Here is a 14,198-nt window from a genome sequence, read left to right as displayed (position 1 = left end):
GGAGGTCTGATCGACCTCCAGCCGACCCGGCCATCTCAGCTGCCGGAGCCCCCGGCGGCCGTCTCCGCCTCGTCGCGGTCGAAGTCGTTGGCGGCGTCGAGGTACTGGCCGTCGAGGAACTCGTCGGTGGCGAGCTCCGACTCGACGTCTCCGGCGACGAGCGCCTGCTCGACGCCGACCGCCCACGCCTCGTCGTCGAGGCTGCCGTAGTCCTCGGGTCCCTGCTCCTGGAGCTGGATCGCGACGTCGAGGGTGGCTGCGCCGACCTCGGGGTCCTCCCACTCCTCGGGTGAGGCCTCACGCATGATCTCCTCGACCAGCGCAGGGTCCTGCAGGCCGACGTGCAGCGCGCGGGACCACGCGCGGAGGAACGCCGGCAGGGCGTCACCCATCTCCTCCGCACCGTCGGGGGTGACCGCGAAGGAGGCCCCGGGCACCCGTCCGACCTCGTCCGGGGTGATGTCGCGGAGCTCGAGGCCAGCCACCTGGAGGCTCGCGAAGTCGAGCACGCCGCCGACGAACGCGTCGATGTCGCCCTGCTCGAGGGAGTTGGCGATCACCGATCCGCTGGTCCCGACGTTCGCGGTCTCGACGTCGTCGATGGAGAGCCCGACCTGGTCCAGCGAGAAGGCGAGGAGCGAGCGGACCTCGTCGCCCGCCAGACCGACCGTCGCACCCTCGAGGTCCTCCATCGATTCGATGTCGCTGTCAGTCGGCACCACGATCCCCTCCACGGCCTGGGTGTAGTAGTCGTAGATGACGTCGAACTCCTGCCCGGCGTCGAGGCCCTGGAACACCTCGGTCGCGCCCGGGGCGGCGACGTCAACACGGCCGTTGACGAGCAGCGAGGTCATGGACACCCCCTCGCCGATCGACTCGTACTCGAGCTCGATGCCCTCCTCCGCGAAGAACCCGAGCTCCTCGCCGACGAAGGCCGGGAAGAAGAACACCGAGGGCGGGACCGGCGAGAGCAGCGTGATCGTCGTGGGCTCACCGCCGCCGTCGCCCTCGTCGCCGGCATCGGCTCCCGCGTCGTCCCCGCCCTCCGACGCGACCTCACCGCCGCCGGCGCCATCGGCGTCGTCCGCCTCGCTGCCGGAGCAGGCGGTCAGCGCCAGGAGCGCGACCATGGCCAGCGCGAGCCATCGCAGGGTCCCGCCCCTGGGGCGTGGTGGGACTCGGTGTGGTGCGTGCTGGATCATGCTGCCTCCCTCGAGGGCGTCGGTCGTGCGTCGTGTCGGAGGCCGGCGGCCTCCTGCTTCTTCACTGACTTCTTCGCGAGCCGGTCCTCGTGCGCCCAGAAGACGAGCTGGCGGTCCAGGTACTCCATGACCGCGAACAGGACCAGCCCGATGGCGGTGAGCATCAGGAGGACGGCGAAGGCGGCGGCCATGTTCAGCTGGAAGGAGAACTGCTGGATGAGCAGCCCCATGCCGGCCTGGGCCGAGACGAACTCCGCGACGATCGCGCCGATCAGCGCGAGCGTCATGCCGGTCTTCAACCCCGCGAAGGTCACCGGGAGCGCCGCGGGCAGCATCAGCTGGGTGAACGTCTGCCAGCGCGAGGCGCGGAGGGCGCGGAACATCTCGCGGGCGTCCTCGTCGACCGACATCATCCCGGTCAGGGTGTTGATGTAGACGGGGAAGAAGCAGATGGTCGCCGCGATCACGATCTTCGGGGTCGCCCCGAAGCCCAGCCAGGCGATGATCACGGGGGTGACGGCGATCCGGGGTGTGACCTGGAGCGCGATCATGTACGGGTACACCATCTTGCGGAAGTAGGGCCACAGGCTCGATGCCACGGCGAGCACGAACGCGAGGCCGGACCCGACCGCGAACCCGGCGAGCGTCTCGTACATGGTCAGGCCTGCGTTGGTCCACAGGAGCGAGGTCGGCAGCAGCCCGATGAGGCTGTCCCAGACCTCGAGCGGCGGGGGCAGGATGAAGGTGCTGACCACCTCGAACCGCACGAGGAGGTCCCAGGCGACGAGCACGCTCACGAGGAGGATCACCGGCGGCACGACCTGCCCGGCGGTGACCCGTCGGCGCCGATCCGTAGGGGAGGGGGCGCTCATGCCGGCTCCCCCAGCAGGCCGCGGACGGTGAAGACCAGCTCGTTGAACTCCGGGGAGCGCGTCAGCGACATCTCCCGAGGTCGGTCGAACGGCACGTCGACGATCTCGGCGATGCGCCCGGGTCGGGGGGTCATGACGACCACGCGGTCGGCCAGGAAGATCGCCTCGGCGATGTTGTGGGTGACGAACATCGTGGTGTGGCCGAACTCGTCGTGGATGCGCAGCAGCTCGAGGTTGAGGTGCTCGCGGGTGAACTCGTCGAGCGCGCCGAACGGCTCGTCCAGGAGCAGCAGGTCGGCGCCGGTCATGAGGAGCCGCGCCAGCGCGACGCGCTGCTGCATGCCGCCCGACAGCTGACGGGGGTAGGAGTGCTCGAACCCCTGGAGGCCGACGAGGTCGAGCAGCTCGAGGGCGCGTGCGGTGGCCTCGCCGAGCGCGCTCCCGCGCAGCTTGCAGGGGAGCAGGGCGTTCTCGAGCGAGGTCTTCCACGGCAGGAGGGTCGCCCGCTGGAACATCAGCCCGGTCGACGTGCGCGGCTCCGTCACGTCCGTGCCGTCGACGACCAGGCTCCCGGAGGTCCGGTCGATCAGGCCGGCGACGAGCCGCAGGAGCGTGGACTTGCCGCAGCCGCTCGGGCCCACGAGCGAGACGAACTCGCCGTCGTGGACGTCGAAGGTCGCCGACTCGACGGCGGTGACGGTCCCGCCGAACACCTTCGTGACCTCCCTGGCCTGGACAACCGGGTCCGCGGTGCCGCCCGTGGCTCGCGGTCCGGGCTGCGGCTCTGCTTCGGAGATCACGTGCACTCCAGGGGTCCTCTCACGGCGATCGTCATCGGCGGTCTCCCGCAGACCCGATCCGGCTCAGTTTCTTGAGAGCAGAAATGACTTCTGCTAGTCTGCCCCACTGTTCGGAGGACGTCAAGGACGGAGGATCGGTGGACGGAGTCGACGGCGTCTCGGTGGGGCTCGTCGGCCTCGGCGCGATGGGCATGGCGGTCGCCGAGCGGCTCCTCGACCGGGGCGTCGGGCTCATGGTCTACAACCGGACGTCCGACGTCGCGGAGGACCTGGCGGCCGCACGTGGTGCCCGCACGGCGTCGACGCCGCGAGAGGTCGCCGCCACCTGCGACGTGATCCTCACCTGCGTGGCCGACGTCGACGCGCTGCACGCGGTCTGCACCGGGTCCGACGGGCTGCTGGCCGGTCTGCGGCGCGGTGGGCTGCTCATCGACCTGGGCACCACCGGACCGGCCCTCGTGGACCGCCTGGCGCCCCGCGTGGCCGGCCTCGGCGCTGCGCTCCTCGAGTGCCCGGTGGCCGGCACGCCCGCCCGCGCCCGGCGCGGCGAGCTGACGCTGCTGACCGGCGGCGACCGGTCGGTCCACGACCGGGCCGAGCCGCTCCTCACCCACCTCGGCCAGCCCCTCCACGTCGGTCCGCTCGGTCGGGCGACGACCATGAAGGTGGCGCTCAACACCGTCCTGTTCGCCCTCAACCAGGCGACCGCGGAGGCGCTGCTGCTCGCCGAGGCCGACGGCGTGGACGCGCGCGCCTTCCTGGCGGCCCTGCGCGCCAGCCCGTCGGGTGCCGCCATCCACGACTTCCTCGCACCGCAGTACGTGGACGCCTCGGTGTCCGTGGGGGCGGGGACCCTGCGCACGGTCCAGAAGGACCTCGACCTCGCCCTCGACATCGCCGCCCAGGCCGGGGTCCCCCTCCCGCAGGCCCACGCCGTCCGCGCTGCGGTCGCCCCCCTGGTCGCCGACGGGCACGGGAGCCGTGAGGTCGGCACCCTGCCCGACCTGCTGCGCGACGCACATCGACAGACCGACACGAGCACGGAGAGGGACATGGCAGACGACCCACAGGTGGCACCGGTTCCGGCGGGGGAGGGGCGGGTCGTCCGCATCGGCCCGCTGACGCTCACGTGGAAGGAGGAGGGCACCGCCACCGCTGGACGTCTGGCGGTGGCCGAGCTGACCATCGCGCCCGGTCCCTTCAACCCCCCGCCGCACCTCCACCGCGAGCACGACGAGGGCTTCTACGTCCTCGAGGGTCAGGTGCTGATCCGCTACGGCGACGAGGAGGTCGTCGCCGGGCCGGGGGACTGGCTGATGGTCCCCGTCGACGTCCCCCACACCTTCTCGAACCCCGGTGACGTCCCGGCCCGGCTGCTGTGCACCTTCTCGCCGAACCAGTACGTGGAGTACTTCGACCGGCTGTCCGCGGCGGGCCGTGAGCACGGCGGGCCGCCCCCGCAGGAGGTCTTCGCCGACCTGATGGCCGACTACGCGACCGAGATCGTGTCGGACGAGGCGGGGGCGTGAGCGGGGACGGGCCCGCCGGGCCGCTGCACGGACAGCGGGTCGTGGAGCTCGGCACCGCCATCACCGCCCCATACGCCACGATGCTCCTCGCCGACCTCGGTGCGGAGGTCGTCAAGGTCGAGGCGCCCCAGGGAGACCCCTTCCGCGTGTGGGACGGGACCGGCCCGTCGCCCCGCTTCACCGCGTTCAACCGGAACAAGCGGTCGGTCGTGCTCGACCTCCGGGACCCCGCGGGACGCACGCAGCTGTCGCGGCTCGCGGCGTCGTCAGCGGCGTTCGTCACGAACTTCCGACCTTCGTCGCTGGCCAAGCTCGGTGCCGACGCCGACGCGATGGTCGAGGGCAACCCGGGGCTCGTGTACTGCGAGATCACCGGCGCGGGGGACGGTCCCGGCGCGGACCGCCCGATGTACGACGCCGTCGCGCAGGGGCTGACCGGGCTGATGTCGATGACGAGCGGCACCGAGGACCCCCGCCCGCTCGGCCCCGCCCTGACCGACTCCATCTGCGGCGCCCTGAGCGCGGTCGCGGTGTCGGCCGCGCTGGCCGAGCGCGAGCGCACGGGGCGTGGCCAGGTCATCCGGACCTCCATGATCGAGGCGTGCCTCAACTTCCTCGCGGAGTCGGTGACGAACTACTTCGCCGCGGGGGTCAGCCCGGCGCCGGGTACCCGTCCGCGGCACTCCCAGTCCTACGGGTTCGTGTGTGGTGACGGTCGGCCCCTGGTCGTGCACCTCTCCACCCCGACCAAGTTCTGGCAGGGGCTGCTGCGGGCCGTCGGACGGCCCGAGCTCGAGGGCGATCCCCGCTTCCTCACCTACGGGGATCGCGTGGACGCCTACGACGAGCTCGAGGCGGAGCTCCGCCCCGCCTTCGCCCGCCAGCCGCGGGACGCGTGGCTCGCCCGCCTCGCGGCCGAGGACGTCCCCGCTGCCCCCGTCCACACGCTGGGCGAGGCGCTGGACGATCCCGTCGTCGCGCACCTGGACATGACGTCGGCGCTGCCCGTGCCCGATCAGCGCGCGCCGGTCCGCGTCGTGCACCGGCCGTGGCGCGGGTCGTGGCCGGCCACCTACACCGCGCCGCCGGCGCTCGGCGCCGACACCGACGACGTGCTCGGCGCGCTCGACGAGGCGGAGGTGCGCCATGGCTGAGCTCCGGTCCGACCTCGGGTGGTCCACGCCCGACCAGGTGCTCGTCCGCGGCCGCGATCTGGCGGCGGACGTCCTCGGTCGTCGATCCTTCGCCTGGACCACGTTCCTGCACCTGACCGGTCGCGAGCCCACCGCCGGGCAGGAGGCGGTCTTCGACGCGCTCCTCGTCACCCTGCTCGAGCACGGCCTGACGCCAAGCGCGATGGTCGCCCGCCTCACGCACCTGGGCGCCCCGGAGGCGCTGCAGGGTGCCGTCGCCGCCGGCCTGCTCGGACTGGGCGACGTGTTCGGCGGGTCGGCGGAGGCTGTGTCGGCGATGCTGCGGGAGGCGCGCGCTGACGGGGGTGACGACCCGGCGGACCGGGTCGTCGCGTCGCGGCGGGCGGCGCGTCGACCGGTACCCGGCATCGGCCACCCCGTCCACGACCCGGTCGACCCGCGCGCCGAGCGGCTCTGGGCCCTCGCCGCCGAGCACGGCCTGGACGGGTGGTACGTCCAGACGATGAAGCAGATCGGCGAGGCTGCCAGCCGGGCGATCGGCCGGCACCTGCCCGTGAACGCCACGGGCGCGATCGGTGCCCTCGCCTGCGAGCTGGACCTGCCGGCGGGCTCCGAGCGCGGCCTGGCGCTCATCGGCCGGGCGGCCGGTCTGGTCGGCCACGTCCTCGAGGAGCAGACGACGCCCATCGCGCGCGAGATGTGGGTGCGCGCGGAGCGCGAGGTCACCCAGCACGCGCTCGAGGAGCCGCCCGGCGGTTCGGCGTGACGCCCCCGCCGCGGGCTGTCACCGCCCCGGGCGGGGTACCTGGCTGACCGAGCGGAACAGCACCCGACGGGCCGTGCGGCTGCGCGCGGTCACCGCGGACAGCCCGCGGAACGCGAGGGGTCGCACCAGCGCGGCGGCCCGACCGGGTGCGGTCTGGACCCGGAACATCACGTCGGTCGTCCGCAGCGCCCGCACCGCCGCGCGCCGTCGCCGCGCGGCGGCCTCCTCGACGGCCCGGCGGTCCGTCCCGCGCAGGGCGTCCGCGACGGCGCCGCCGATCGCGTGGCCGTCGGCGACGGCCAGGTTCATGCCCTGCCCGCCCACCGGGCTGTGCAGGTGGGCGGCGTCGCCGACGAGGCTGATGCCGGGGTGCCGGAACGAGTCGAGGATCCGACGGTGCGCCTGGTGGGTGCTGGCGGCGTCGAGGGACCGGAGGTCGCCGCCGAGGCGGCGCACCGCGGTCGTCGCCTGGCTCCGGAGGTCGTCCTCGTCGCAGGCCGGCGCGGTCCCCGCGAGGCGCCAGCGATCGCGGGGCAGCGGCAGGAGGGCGTGCGCGCCGTCGCCGGCGAGCAGCACGTGGGCGCGGTCGCGCTCCACCGCCAGGTCGGCGGTGAGGTCGGCGACGTAGAGCACCCGGGGGTAGGTGTGGCCGGTCATCCGCAGGCCGAGCGCGGCCCGCACCGCGCTGTGCGACCCGTCCGCCGCGACGACCTCCCGGCACCGGACGACACGGCGACGCGGCCCGGCCTCGACCGTGGCGGCGTGCGCGCCGGCCCGCAGCGGGCGGCGGAGCTCGGCGAACCGCCACCCCCAGCGGACGCGGATGCCCGCGCGGTCGAGCCCGGCGAGGAGCGCCGCCTCGGTCGACGGCTGGTCGAGCAGCACGGGGCGGTGGACGGACAGGTCCGGCTCGTCGAGGGGCAGCCAGGCCATGTCGCGACGTCGACCGTGGACAGCGATCCCGCGGATCTCCTGCGCCTGCGCGACGATCGCGTCGGCCACGCCGAGGTGGTGCCAGATCTCGAGGCTGCCGGGCTGGATCCACACCGCCCGGGTCTGCCCGCCGGGCCCCGGACGCCGGTCGATCACCAGCGGGTCGATCCCGGCTCGCGCGAGCGCCAGCGCGGCCGTGACGCCGGCGGGCCCCGCCCCGACCACCAGGACCTCGGCCCGCTCCGGCAGGTCGTCGACGACGGGGTCGGGGCTCGGCGCGTCAGCCACCCACGTCAGTCGCCCACGAGGAGGTCCGCGGCCGGCTCGAGGACCCGTCGCATGCGGTCGGCGACGGCCGCCTGGTCCCACGCCTGCCAGCGCGCGAGCGGTGCCGCCAGGGCCGCGGCGGCGACGGCGCGGCCGCCCCGGTCCCGGACCGCGACCGCGAGCGAGGCGATCCCGTCCTCGCTGGCTGCCACGCTGGTCGCGAACCCGTTGCGGCGGGTGGCCGCGATCTCGGTGAGCAGCGCCTCCCTGGTGTCGATCGAGCGCGCCGTCACCGTGGGCAGCGACGGGTCGGGGTAGAGCGCCCGGACCTGGTCGTCCGGCAGCTCCGCCAGCAGCACCTTGCCGGCCGATGTGCAGTGGGCGGGGATCCGCATCCCGGTGCGGTTCCCCACCCGGAGGACCGCGTCGCTCTCGACCGCGTCGACGTAGTGGATGTCGGTCCCCTCGAGCACGCCCAGGCTGACCGTCTCCCCCTCCTCCTCCACGATCTCGGTGAGGAAGGGGTGGAGCACCGCCCGCAGCTCCGAGGCGCCGACGGAGTGGCGGCTGAGGGCGAGGACGCTCGGGCCGATCCGGTAGGCCTTCGTCTGGGGCATCCGGCTGAGGAACCCGTGGTACTCGAGCATGGCCGTCAACCGGTGCGCGGTCGAGTCCGCGACGTCGAGCTCGTGGGCCATGTCGGAGAGCCGCCACTCACGCCGGGTGCGGAAGAGCAGCAGCAGGCGGAGCGCGCTGTCGACCGACGCGATCGGGTACGCCGGCGGGGGTCGGGAGTGGGAGGTCGTGTCGCGCTGGTCGGTCATGTCGTGACGCCGTCTCGTGGTGCCGGACGAGCTCGGCGGCGAAGGCTAGCCGACCACGGACCGCGCTGAGTTCCCATAACCGATCGACTATGTGACTATCGACTTCTTTGACTTTGTCCTATGACTGCGGGGCTCGTAGCGTCGGAGGACCGACACAGGAGTGCGATGGCATGAACCTCGACTCGATCCTCAGCGACATCCGCCGGGGGCTGATCCCCGCGGGGGTCTACACCGACCCCGAGCTCTTCGAGCTGGAGACCCGTCGGGTGTTCGGTCGTGCGTGGATGTTCCTGGCCCACGAGTCCGAGATCCCGGACCCGGGCGACTACGTCGTCCGCCGGATCGTCGACGACTCCTTCATCGTCGTCCGCGACGAGACCGGCGCCGTGCAGGTCCTGTTGAACATGTGCCTCCACCGCGGCATGCAGGTCTGCCGGGCCGAGGTCGGCAACGCCTCGCACTTCCGCTGCCCGTACCACGCGTGGACCTACGCCAACACCGGCGAGCTCGCTGGCGTCCCGTTCCACCGCGACGCCTACGGCGGGGAGGAGGGCCTGCGGCGCAAGGGCGTGCGGCTGGTCAGCCCCCCGCGCGTCGACACCCACGCGGGCATGATCTTCGCCACCCTCGACGAGGGGGCGCCGGACCTCCACGACTACCTGGGCGGGTTCGAGTTCTACATGGACTTCTACCTGGACCAGAGCCCGGCGGGCGCCGAGCTCCGCGGGCCGCAGCGGTTCCGCGTCAAGGCCAACTGGAAGATCGGCGCCGAGAACTTCTCTGGCGACACCTACCACACCCCGCACACCCACGCGAGCGTCGTCGACATCGACCTGTTCAGCGCGCCGAAGGCCGCCAAGCGCAAGGAGGGGGCGCTGTACTTCGCCGGCACCGGCGGGGGGACGACGTACAAGCTCCCGACCGACGACGCCCGCGAGAACCTGCGCTACATCGGCTACCCCGACGAGATGATCGACCGGATGCTGGCGCACTGGGACCCCGCGCAGCAGAAGATGGCCGGTGCGGCGGGCTTCATGCCGTCGGCGGCCACGGTCCTGCCGAACCTCAGCTTCGTGCACAACTGGCCCGTCGTGGACGACGAGGGGCTGGTCGTCCCCTTCATCTCGGTCCGGCAGTGGCACCCGATCAGCGCGACGGAGACCGAGGTGCTGTCCTGGTTCGCCGTCGCCGCCGACGCGCCGCAGTGGTACAAGGACGCGTCCTACAAGGCGTACCTGATGTGCTTCGGCTCATCCGGCATGTTCGAGCAGGACGATGTCGAGAACTGGACCTCGATCACCCACGTCGCGCGGGGGCAGCTGGCCCAGTCGCTCAACCTGTACAACCGGATGGGCTGGACCCGGGACGGACGTGACGTGTCCCCCCCGATCGACTGGCCCGCCCCTGGACGCGCCTACACCGGGTTCAGCGAGCACAACCAGCGCGCCCTCCTGGACCTCTGGGCCGACTACATGGCCGACGACACGCCCACCGGAACCGCGGCGGCGGACGCCGGCGTGATTGGCCGGACCGACACCCTCGCGTGAGGCGCAGCCGATGACCTTCGACACCACCGACCTCGATGCCCACCACGTCCGCATCCCCGGTGCGGACGAGCGCCACCACCGGGTCGTCGACTTCCTGGTCGACGAGGCGGCGCTGCTCGATCGTCGGGCCCACCACGAGTGGCTGGCGCTGCTCGAGCCGGACATCCGGTACCTGGTGCCCGTCCGGGTGACCACCGGCCACACGCTGGCGACCAGCACGTCGGCGATGAGCCACTTCGACGAGGACATGTACTCCCTCCGCAAGCGCGTCGAGCGGTTCGACACCGAGCACGCGTGGGCGGAGGACCCCCCGTCGCGGACCCGTCGCCACCTCTCGGGCATCCGCTGCTGGCAGACCGGCGACGACGCGGTCACCGCGATCAGCAACCTGCTGCTGTTCCGCAGCCGCGGCGACGTCCACGAGCCGGACCTGATCTCGTGCGCCCGCCGCGACCTGCTGCGCCAGGTCGACGGCGCCCTGCGGCTGGCCCACCGCGAGGTGTGGCTCGACGAGTCCGTCCTGCGGACCCAGAACCTGGCGGTGTTCCTGTGAGCGACGGCCGGCCGGAGGCCCCGGCGACCGACGGCCCGCTGCAGGAGCTGGCCAACGAGTTCGCCGTCGTGCACGTCCAGCGGGTCCACACCCACAACGGCGTCCGGCTCGAGATCACCTCCCCGCGGCTCGGCCGGTCGATCCGGCTGGATCCCGTCGAGCTCGAATCCCTCACCTGGCAGACGCCCGCGACCTTCACCGCCTTCATGGAGACCCCCTTCGGTCCCGAGGGGGACGACGACGTCGCGTCGGCGCAGGAGGAGGGTCGGTGACCGGCCGGATGGAGGGCCACGTCGCGCTCGTCAGCGGCGGCGGGTCGGGCATCGGGCGGGGGGTGGTCGAGGCCTACCTGCGCGAGGGGGCGCAGGTGGTGGTCCTCGAGCGCAGCGGCGACAAGTGCGCCGAGCTGAGCGCGCTGGGCGATCGGGCGGTGGCCGTCCAGGGCGACGCGACCGATCCGGGTGACAACGCCGCGCTGGTGGCCCGCGCCGTCGACGCGTTCGGCCGCGTTGACTCCCTCAGCACGTTCGTGGGGGTCTTCGACGGCTACACCCACCTGACCGACATCGACGACGAGGTCTTCGACGCGGCCTTCGACGAGACGTACGCGACCAACGTCAAGTCGGTCCTGCTGGCGGTCCGGGCCGCCGCCCAGCCGCTGCGGGACAGCCGCGGGGCGATCGTCGTGACGTGCTCGAGCTCGAGCTTCTACGCCGGGAGGGGAGGGGCGCTGTACGTGTCGTCCAAGCACGCCCTGCGCGGGCTGGTCGTCCAGCTCGGCCACGAGCTCGCGCCCGACGTGCGGGTCAACGGCGTCGCGCCGGGCGGGACCGTCGCGACCGACCTCCGCGGGCTGCGGGCGCTCGACCAGCACGGCGACCGGCTGGAGGACCGGCCCGGCCGGACCGAGGGGATCCGCCAGCGCACGCCCCTGCAGGTGGCGCTGACGCCCGCGGACCACGCCGGTGCGTACGTCTACCTGGCATCCGGGGAGGCGCCCGGCGTCACGGGGGAGATCATCCGCTCCGACGGCGGGATGGGTGTGGCGTGACAGCCCTGCGAGAGACCGTCGCGACCGCGTGCCGTGTGCTGGCCCGTGAGGGGCTGGTCAGCGGGATCCTGGGCCACGTGTCCGCCCGCACCGACGACGACGAGCTGCTGATCCGCTGCCGCGGGCCGCAGGAGCGCGGGCTGCGCCGCAGCGACCCGGACGAGGTGTGGCGGGTCTCGACCGACGCCCGGCCCGTCGACCTCCCGGATGGCTTCGCGCTGCCGAAGGAGGTGCACATCCACACCGCGCTGATGCGGCGCAGGCCCGAGGTCGGGGCGGTCGTGCACGCCCACCCGCCGGCCGCCCTGCTGTACGGCCTGGCCGGCGAGCGGGTCCGGCCGGTCATCGGGGCGTACAACATCCCTGCGCTGCGCCTGGCGCTCGGCGGCGTCCCGGTGTACCCGCGGTCGGTGCTGATCAGCCGACCCGAGCTCGGTGAGGAGCTGGCGGAGGCGATGGGCAGCCGCGACGTGTGCGTCATGCGGGGCCACGGCATCGCGGTCACGGGGGAGACCGTCGAGCAGGCGGTCGTCCGCGCGATCAACCTGGACGTGCTGCTCGACCTCACCGTGAAGCTGGTCGCGCTCGGCGTCACACCAGACGCGGTCCCGCCGACGGACCTCGCGGAGCTGCCCGACCTGGGATCGGCGTTCAACGACCAGCTGGTCTGGCGGTCGCTGGTCGCCGAGGTCGAGGCGGAGGACCGGGTGGGTCTCGTCTCCTAGGGCGGCGTGTCGCCGCCATCGGTGTCGAAGGCGTCGACGACGATCTGGAGGTGCGCGACCATCAGCTCGTGGACCCGATCGGGGTCGCGTGCCTCCAAGGCGTCGAGCAGGCGCACGTGGTCATCCACGATCCCGCGCCAGCCGGGGTCGGACCCGCCGTGGAACTCCGGGATGTACATCGCCACCTCGGTGAAGGCGAGGAGGGTCAGCTCGAGCATCGGGTTCTGGGTGGCTCGGGCCACCACCCGGTGGAACTCGAGGGTCAGCCAGAGCAGGTCGTCCCGCCGACCGTCGAGGGCAGCGGTCGAGTCGTCGACGTTGCGCCGGAGCTCGGCGAGCTCGTCGTCCGTGATCGCCGTCGCCACGGCAGCGCTGATCGCGGGCTCGAGGACCGCCTTCGCATCCACGAACTGCGTCGGTGTGATCCGCCGGGTGGCGAACAGGTTGACGAGTGACTGCAGCGCCGGCCCGAGGCCGACGTCGGTGACCACCGCGCCGCCGTTGGCGCCCAGGTGGACCTTCACCAGCCCCTGGTGCTCGAGCACCTGCAGCGCCTGTCGGACCGCGGGGCGGCCGACGCCGAGCGCCTCGATCAGCTCACGCTCCGAGGGCAGCCGATCGCCGGGGCCGTAGTGGCCGTCGAGGATGCTGTCGCGCAGCTGGCGCGCCACCTTCTCGTGCACCCGCTCGTTGCGGATCGGGACGAGCGTCCCCCTCGACGGCATCGACGCGCCTGCGGTCATGCGCGGACGGTAGCAGGCGCCACCTATGTGGTCATTAAGTCAATGATTGCATGAACCATTGATTCGTGGTTGAGTGACGCTGTCGGTGACCCGGAGCCGGGGTCCGCCGCACCGCACGTCGGGCACGCCCGCCGTGCGCCTGACCGAGGAGCCGCCATGAGCACACCTCCCGCGCTGTGGGACGCTGCGCGCGACGAGATGGAGGCCTATGCCTTCGTCGCCGATCCCTCCGTGCAGCCGCCGTGGGAGATCCCGGAGTCCGTCGCCATCAACGTGGCGGTGGCCGGCCGGTCCGGCGGCGCCGCGGTCGACGGCTACCCCATCGACGTCGAGGACTACGTCCAGGCGGCCACCGAGGTGATCGAGGCAGGCGCCTGCGGGGTGCACATCGACTTCACGTGGGTGACGGATTCGCATGGCCGGCGCCTCGACAAGGACCTCCCGCCGGTCGAGGCGTACGGCCTCGTGCTCACCCCGCTGCGCGAGCGCTTCGGCGATGGCTTCGTCGCCAACCTCAACGTCCTGAACGGTGCGACGTTCGAGGAGTGCCTGAGCCCCGCGACCGCCGGCCTGGCCGAGGTCGCCCCGTGTGCGGCGGGCCACCCCGAGGCCTTCGTGCTCCCGGCCGTGCGCACCCTGCAGGACTGGAGGCCGGTGAAGTCGTGCTGAACCAGGTCTCGATAGGCACCCGACTGCCCTTCGTAGGTCTCGTTCGTGCCCGGGTAATCCACCGGCGTGCTCGACGTCCCGTTGGCCACCTCCGTGAGGTCGTCATACTCGGGGGCCAGGTAGAGGGTGACGTCCTGCACGTCGTCGGCGTCGGCCGGCACGCTCCAGGTCCGGACCGCCTCGATCACCCAGGCCTGGCCGGTCTCCCCGATCACGAAGTCATCCCCGGTGATGCCATCGGTGTCAGCCCATGCGACGTTGCTCCGGTTCGCGCCCGCCGTGTTGTTGAGGTTCGCCGCGGGCAGGCCGCGATCGACGGACGGTGTTGCGTCGATCGCACCGGCCGGCGCCGCTGTCACCGCCAGCGCGCAGATCAGGAGGAGGACCAGTGCCCCCGTCGTCGTTCTGGATCGCATGGTGGAGCTCCGTTCTGGGACCCGTTGGTATCCCGCCGTCTGCAGAGGTGCACGTTCACACCCGTGGTGACGCGGTAAGGACGCTCGGCACACTGGCGCGACAGAATGAACACTCCGTGAGAAGCGGTTGACGGCGTGCAGTGCTGA

15 protein-coding genes are annotated in these 14,198 nt (G+C 72.6%); 9 read left to right on the top strand and 6 right to left on the bottom strand.

Annotated elements, in window-relative coordinates; translation table 11 throughout:
• Positions 1 to 35 precede the first annotated feature (35 nt).
• The 3 genes from ACEQ2X_RS15040 to ACEQ2X_RS15030 form a co-directional block, all read right to left on the bottom strand.
• Entirely contained in the window at positions 36 to 1,130 is a 1,095-nt protein-coding gene (locus tag ACEQ2X_RS15040) for an ABC transporter substrate-binding protein (RefSeq protein ID WP_370326645.1), read from the bottom strand.
• 68 nt (positions 1,131 to 1,198) lie between these two features.
• Positions 1,199 to 2,074, bottom strand: coding sequence for an ABC transporter permease (locus tag ACEQ2X_RS15035; RefSeq protein ID WP_370326644.1), 876 nt, complete (start codon positions 2,072 to 2,074; stop codon positions 1,199 to 1,201).
• Positions 2,071 to 2,874: an ABC transporter ATP-binding protein gene (locus tag ACEQ2X_RS15030; RefSeq protein WP_370326643.1), complete on the bottom strand. Its 804-nt coding sequence runs from the start codon at positions 2,872 to 2,874 to the stop codon at positions 2,071 to 2,073. Before ACEQ2X_RS15030 ends, ACEQ2X_RS15035 begins: the two co-directional genes overlap by 4 nt.
• Positions 2,875 to 3,011: 137 nt before the next feature.
• Here ACEQ2X_RS15030 and ACEQ2X_RS15025 point away from each other — a divergent pair, with 137 nt between their 5' ends.
• From ACEQ2X_RS15025 to ACEQ2X_RS15015, 3 genes are read left to right on the top strand one after another with little or no spacing between them, the layout of a single operon-like run.
• Complete coding sequence (locus ACEQ2X_RS15025) at positions 3,012 to 4,403, top strand: NAD(P)-binding domain-containing protein (RefSeq protein WP_370326642.1); 1,392 nt, start codon at positions 3,012 to 3,014, stop codon at positions 4,401 to 4,403.
• On the top strand, positions 4,400 to 5,557 hold the full coding sequence (locus tag ACEQ2X_RS15020) for a CaiB/BaiF CoA transferase family protein (protein WP_370326641.1): 1,158 nt from the start codon (positions 4,400 to 4,402) through the stop codon (positions 5,555 to 5,557). Before ACEQ2X_RS15025 ends, ACEQ2X_RS15020 begins: the two co-directional genes overlap by 4 nt.
• Positions 5,550 to 6,323, top strand: coding sequence for a citryl-CoA lyase (locus ACEQ2X_RS15015; protein ID WP_370326640.1), 774 nt, complete (start codon positions 5,550 to 5,552; stop codon positions 6,321 to 6,323). Before ACEQ2X_RS15020 ends, ACEQ2X_RS15015 begins: the two co-directional genes overlap by 8 nt.
• Before the next feature lie 18 nt (positions 6,324 to 6,341).
• Here ACEQ2X_RS15015 and ACEQ2X_RS15010 read toward each other — a convergent pair whose 3' ends face one another.
• Both ACEQ2X_RS15010 and ACEQ2X_RS15005 read right to left on the bottom strand, forming a co-directional pair.
• Complete coding sequence (locus ACEQ2X_RS15010; RefSeq protein WP_370326639.1) at positions 6,342 to 7,544, bottom strand: FAD-dependent oxidoreductase; 1,203 nt, start codon at positions 7,542 to 7,544, stop codon at positions 6,342 to 6,344.
• A 5-nt stretch (positions 7,545 to 7,549) separates the two neighbouring features.
• The gene (locus tag ACEQ2X_RS15005) at positions 7,550 to 8,347 is read right to left on the bottom strand and encodes an IclR family transcriptional regulator (RefSeq protein ID WP_370326638.1); all 798 of its coding nucleotides are present in this window, start codon (positions 8,345 to 8,347) and stop codon (positions 7,550 to 7,552) included.
• 170 nt (positions 8,348 to 8,517) lie between these two features.
• Between ACEQ2X_RS15005 and ACEQ2X_RS15000 the strand changes: the two genes are divergently transcribed.
• From ACEQ2X_RS15000 to ACEQ2X_RS14980, 5 genes are read left to right on the top strand one after another with little or no spacing between them, the layout of a single operon-like run.
• On the top strand, positions 8,518 to 9,894 hold the full coding sequence (locus ACEQ2X_RS15000; RefSeq protein WP_370326637.1) for a Rieske 2Fe-2S domain-containing protein: 1,377 nt from the start codon (positions 8,518 to 8,520) through the stop codon (positions 9,892 to 9,894).
• 10 nt (positions 9,895 to 9,904) lie between these two features.
• A complete protein-coding gene (locus tag ACEQ2X_RS14995; protein WP_370326636.1) occupies positions 9,905 to 10,447 on the top strand; it encodes a 3-phenylpropionate/cinnamic acid dioxygenase subunit beta in 543 nt (180 codons plus the stop codon).
• A complete protein-coding gene (locus tag ACEQ2X_RS14990; RefSeq protein ID WP_370326635.1) occupies positions 10,444 to 10,719 on the top strand; it encodes a dihydrodiol dehydrogenase in 276 nt (91 codons plus the stop codon). Before ACEQ2X_RS14995 ends, ACEQ2X_RS14990 begins: the two co-directional genes overlap by 4 nt.
• The gene (locus ACEQ2X_RS14985; protein WP_370326634.1) at positions 10,716 to 11,498 is read left to right on the top strand and encodes an SDR family oxidoreductase; all 783 of its coding nucleotides are present in this window, start codon (positions 10,716 to 10,718) and stop codon (positions 11,496 to 11,498) included. Before ACEQ2X_RS14990 ends, ACEQ2X_RS14985 begins: the two co-directional genes overlap by 4 nt.
• The gene (locus ACEQ2X_RS14980; protein ID WP_370326633.1) at positions 11,495 to 12,223 is read left to right on the top strand and encodes a class II aldolase/adducin family protein; all 729 of its coding nucleotides are present in this window, start codon (positions 11,495 to 11,497) and stop codon (positions 12,221 to 12,223) included. Before ACEQ2X_RS14985 ends, ACEQ2X_RS14980 begins: the two co-directional genes overlap by 4 nt.
• On the opposite strand, the gene ACEQ2X_RS14975 is transcribed toward ACEQ2X_RS14980, so the two are convergent.
• On the bottom strand, positions 12,220 to 12,966 hold the full coding sequence (locus ACEQ2X_RS14975) for a FadR/GntR family transcriptional regulator (protein ID WP_370326632.1): 747 nt from the start codon (positions 12,964 to 12,966) through the stop codon (positions 12,220 to 12,222). The two genes, ACEQ2X_RS14980 and ACEQ2X_RS14975, sit on opposite strands and share 4 nt — an antisense overlap.
• Positions 12,967 to 13,122: 156 nt before the next feature.
• Here ACEQ2X_RS14975 and ACEQ2X_RS14970 point away from each other — a divergent pair, with 156 nt between their 5' ends.
• Positions 13,123 to 13,635 (top strand): hypothetical protein, encoded by a 513-nt coding sequence (locus tag ACEQ2X_RS14970; protein ID WP_370326631.1) that lies wholly within the window; start codon positions 13,123 to 13,125, stop codon positions 13,633 to 13,635.
• Positions 13,636 to 14,198: the final 563 nt, after the last annotated feature.

The organism is Euzebya sp. (genome assembly GCF_964222135.1).
GTDB lineage: Bacteria > Actinomycetota > Nitriliruptoria > Euzebyales > Euzebyaceae > Euzebya.
This window is presented reverse-complemented; position numbering and strand designations above follow the sequence as displayed.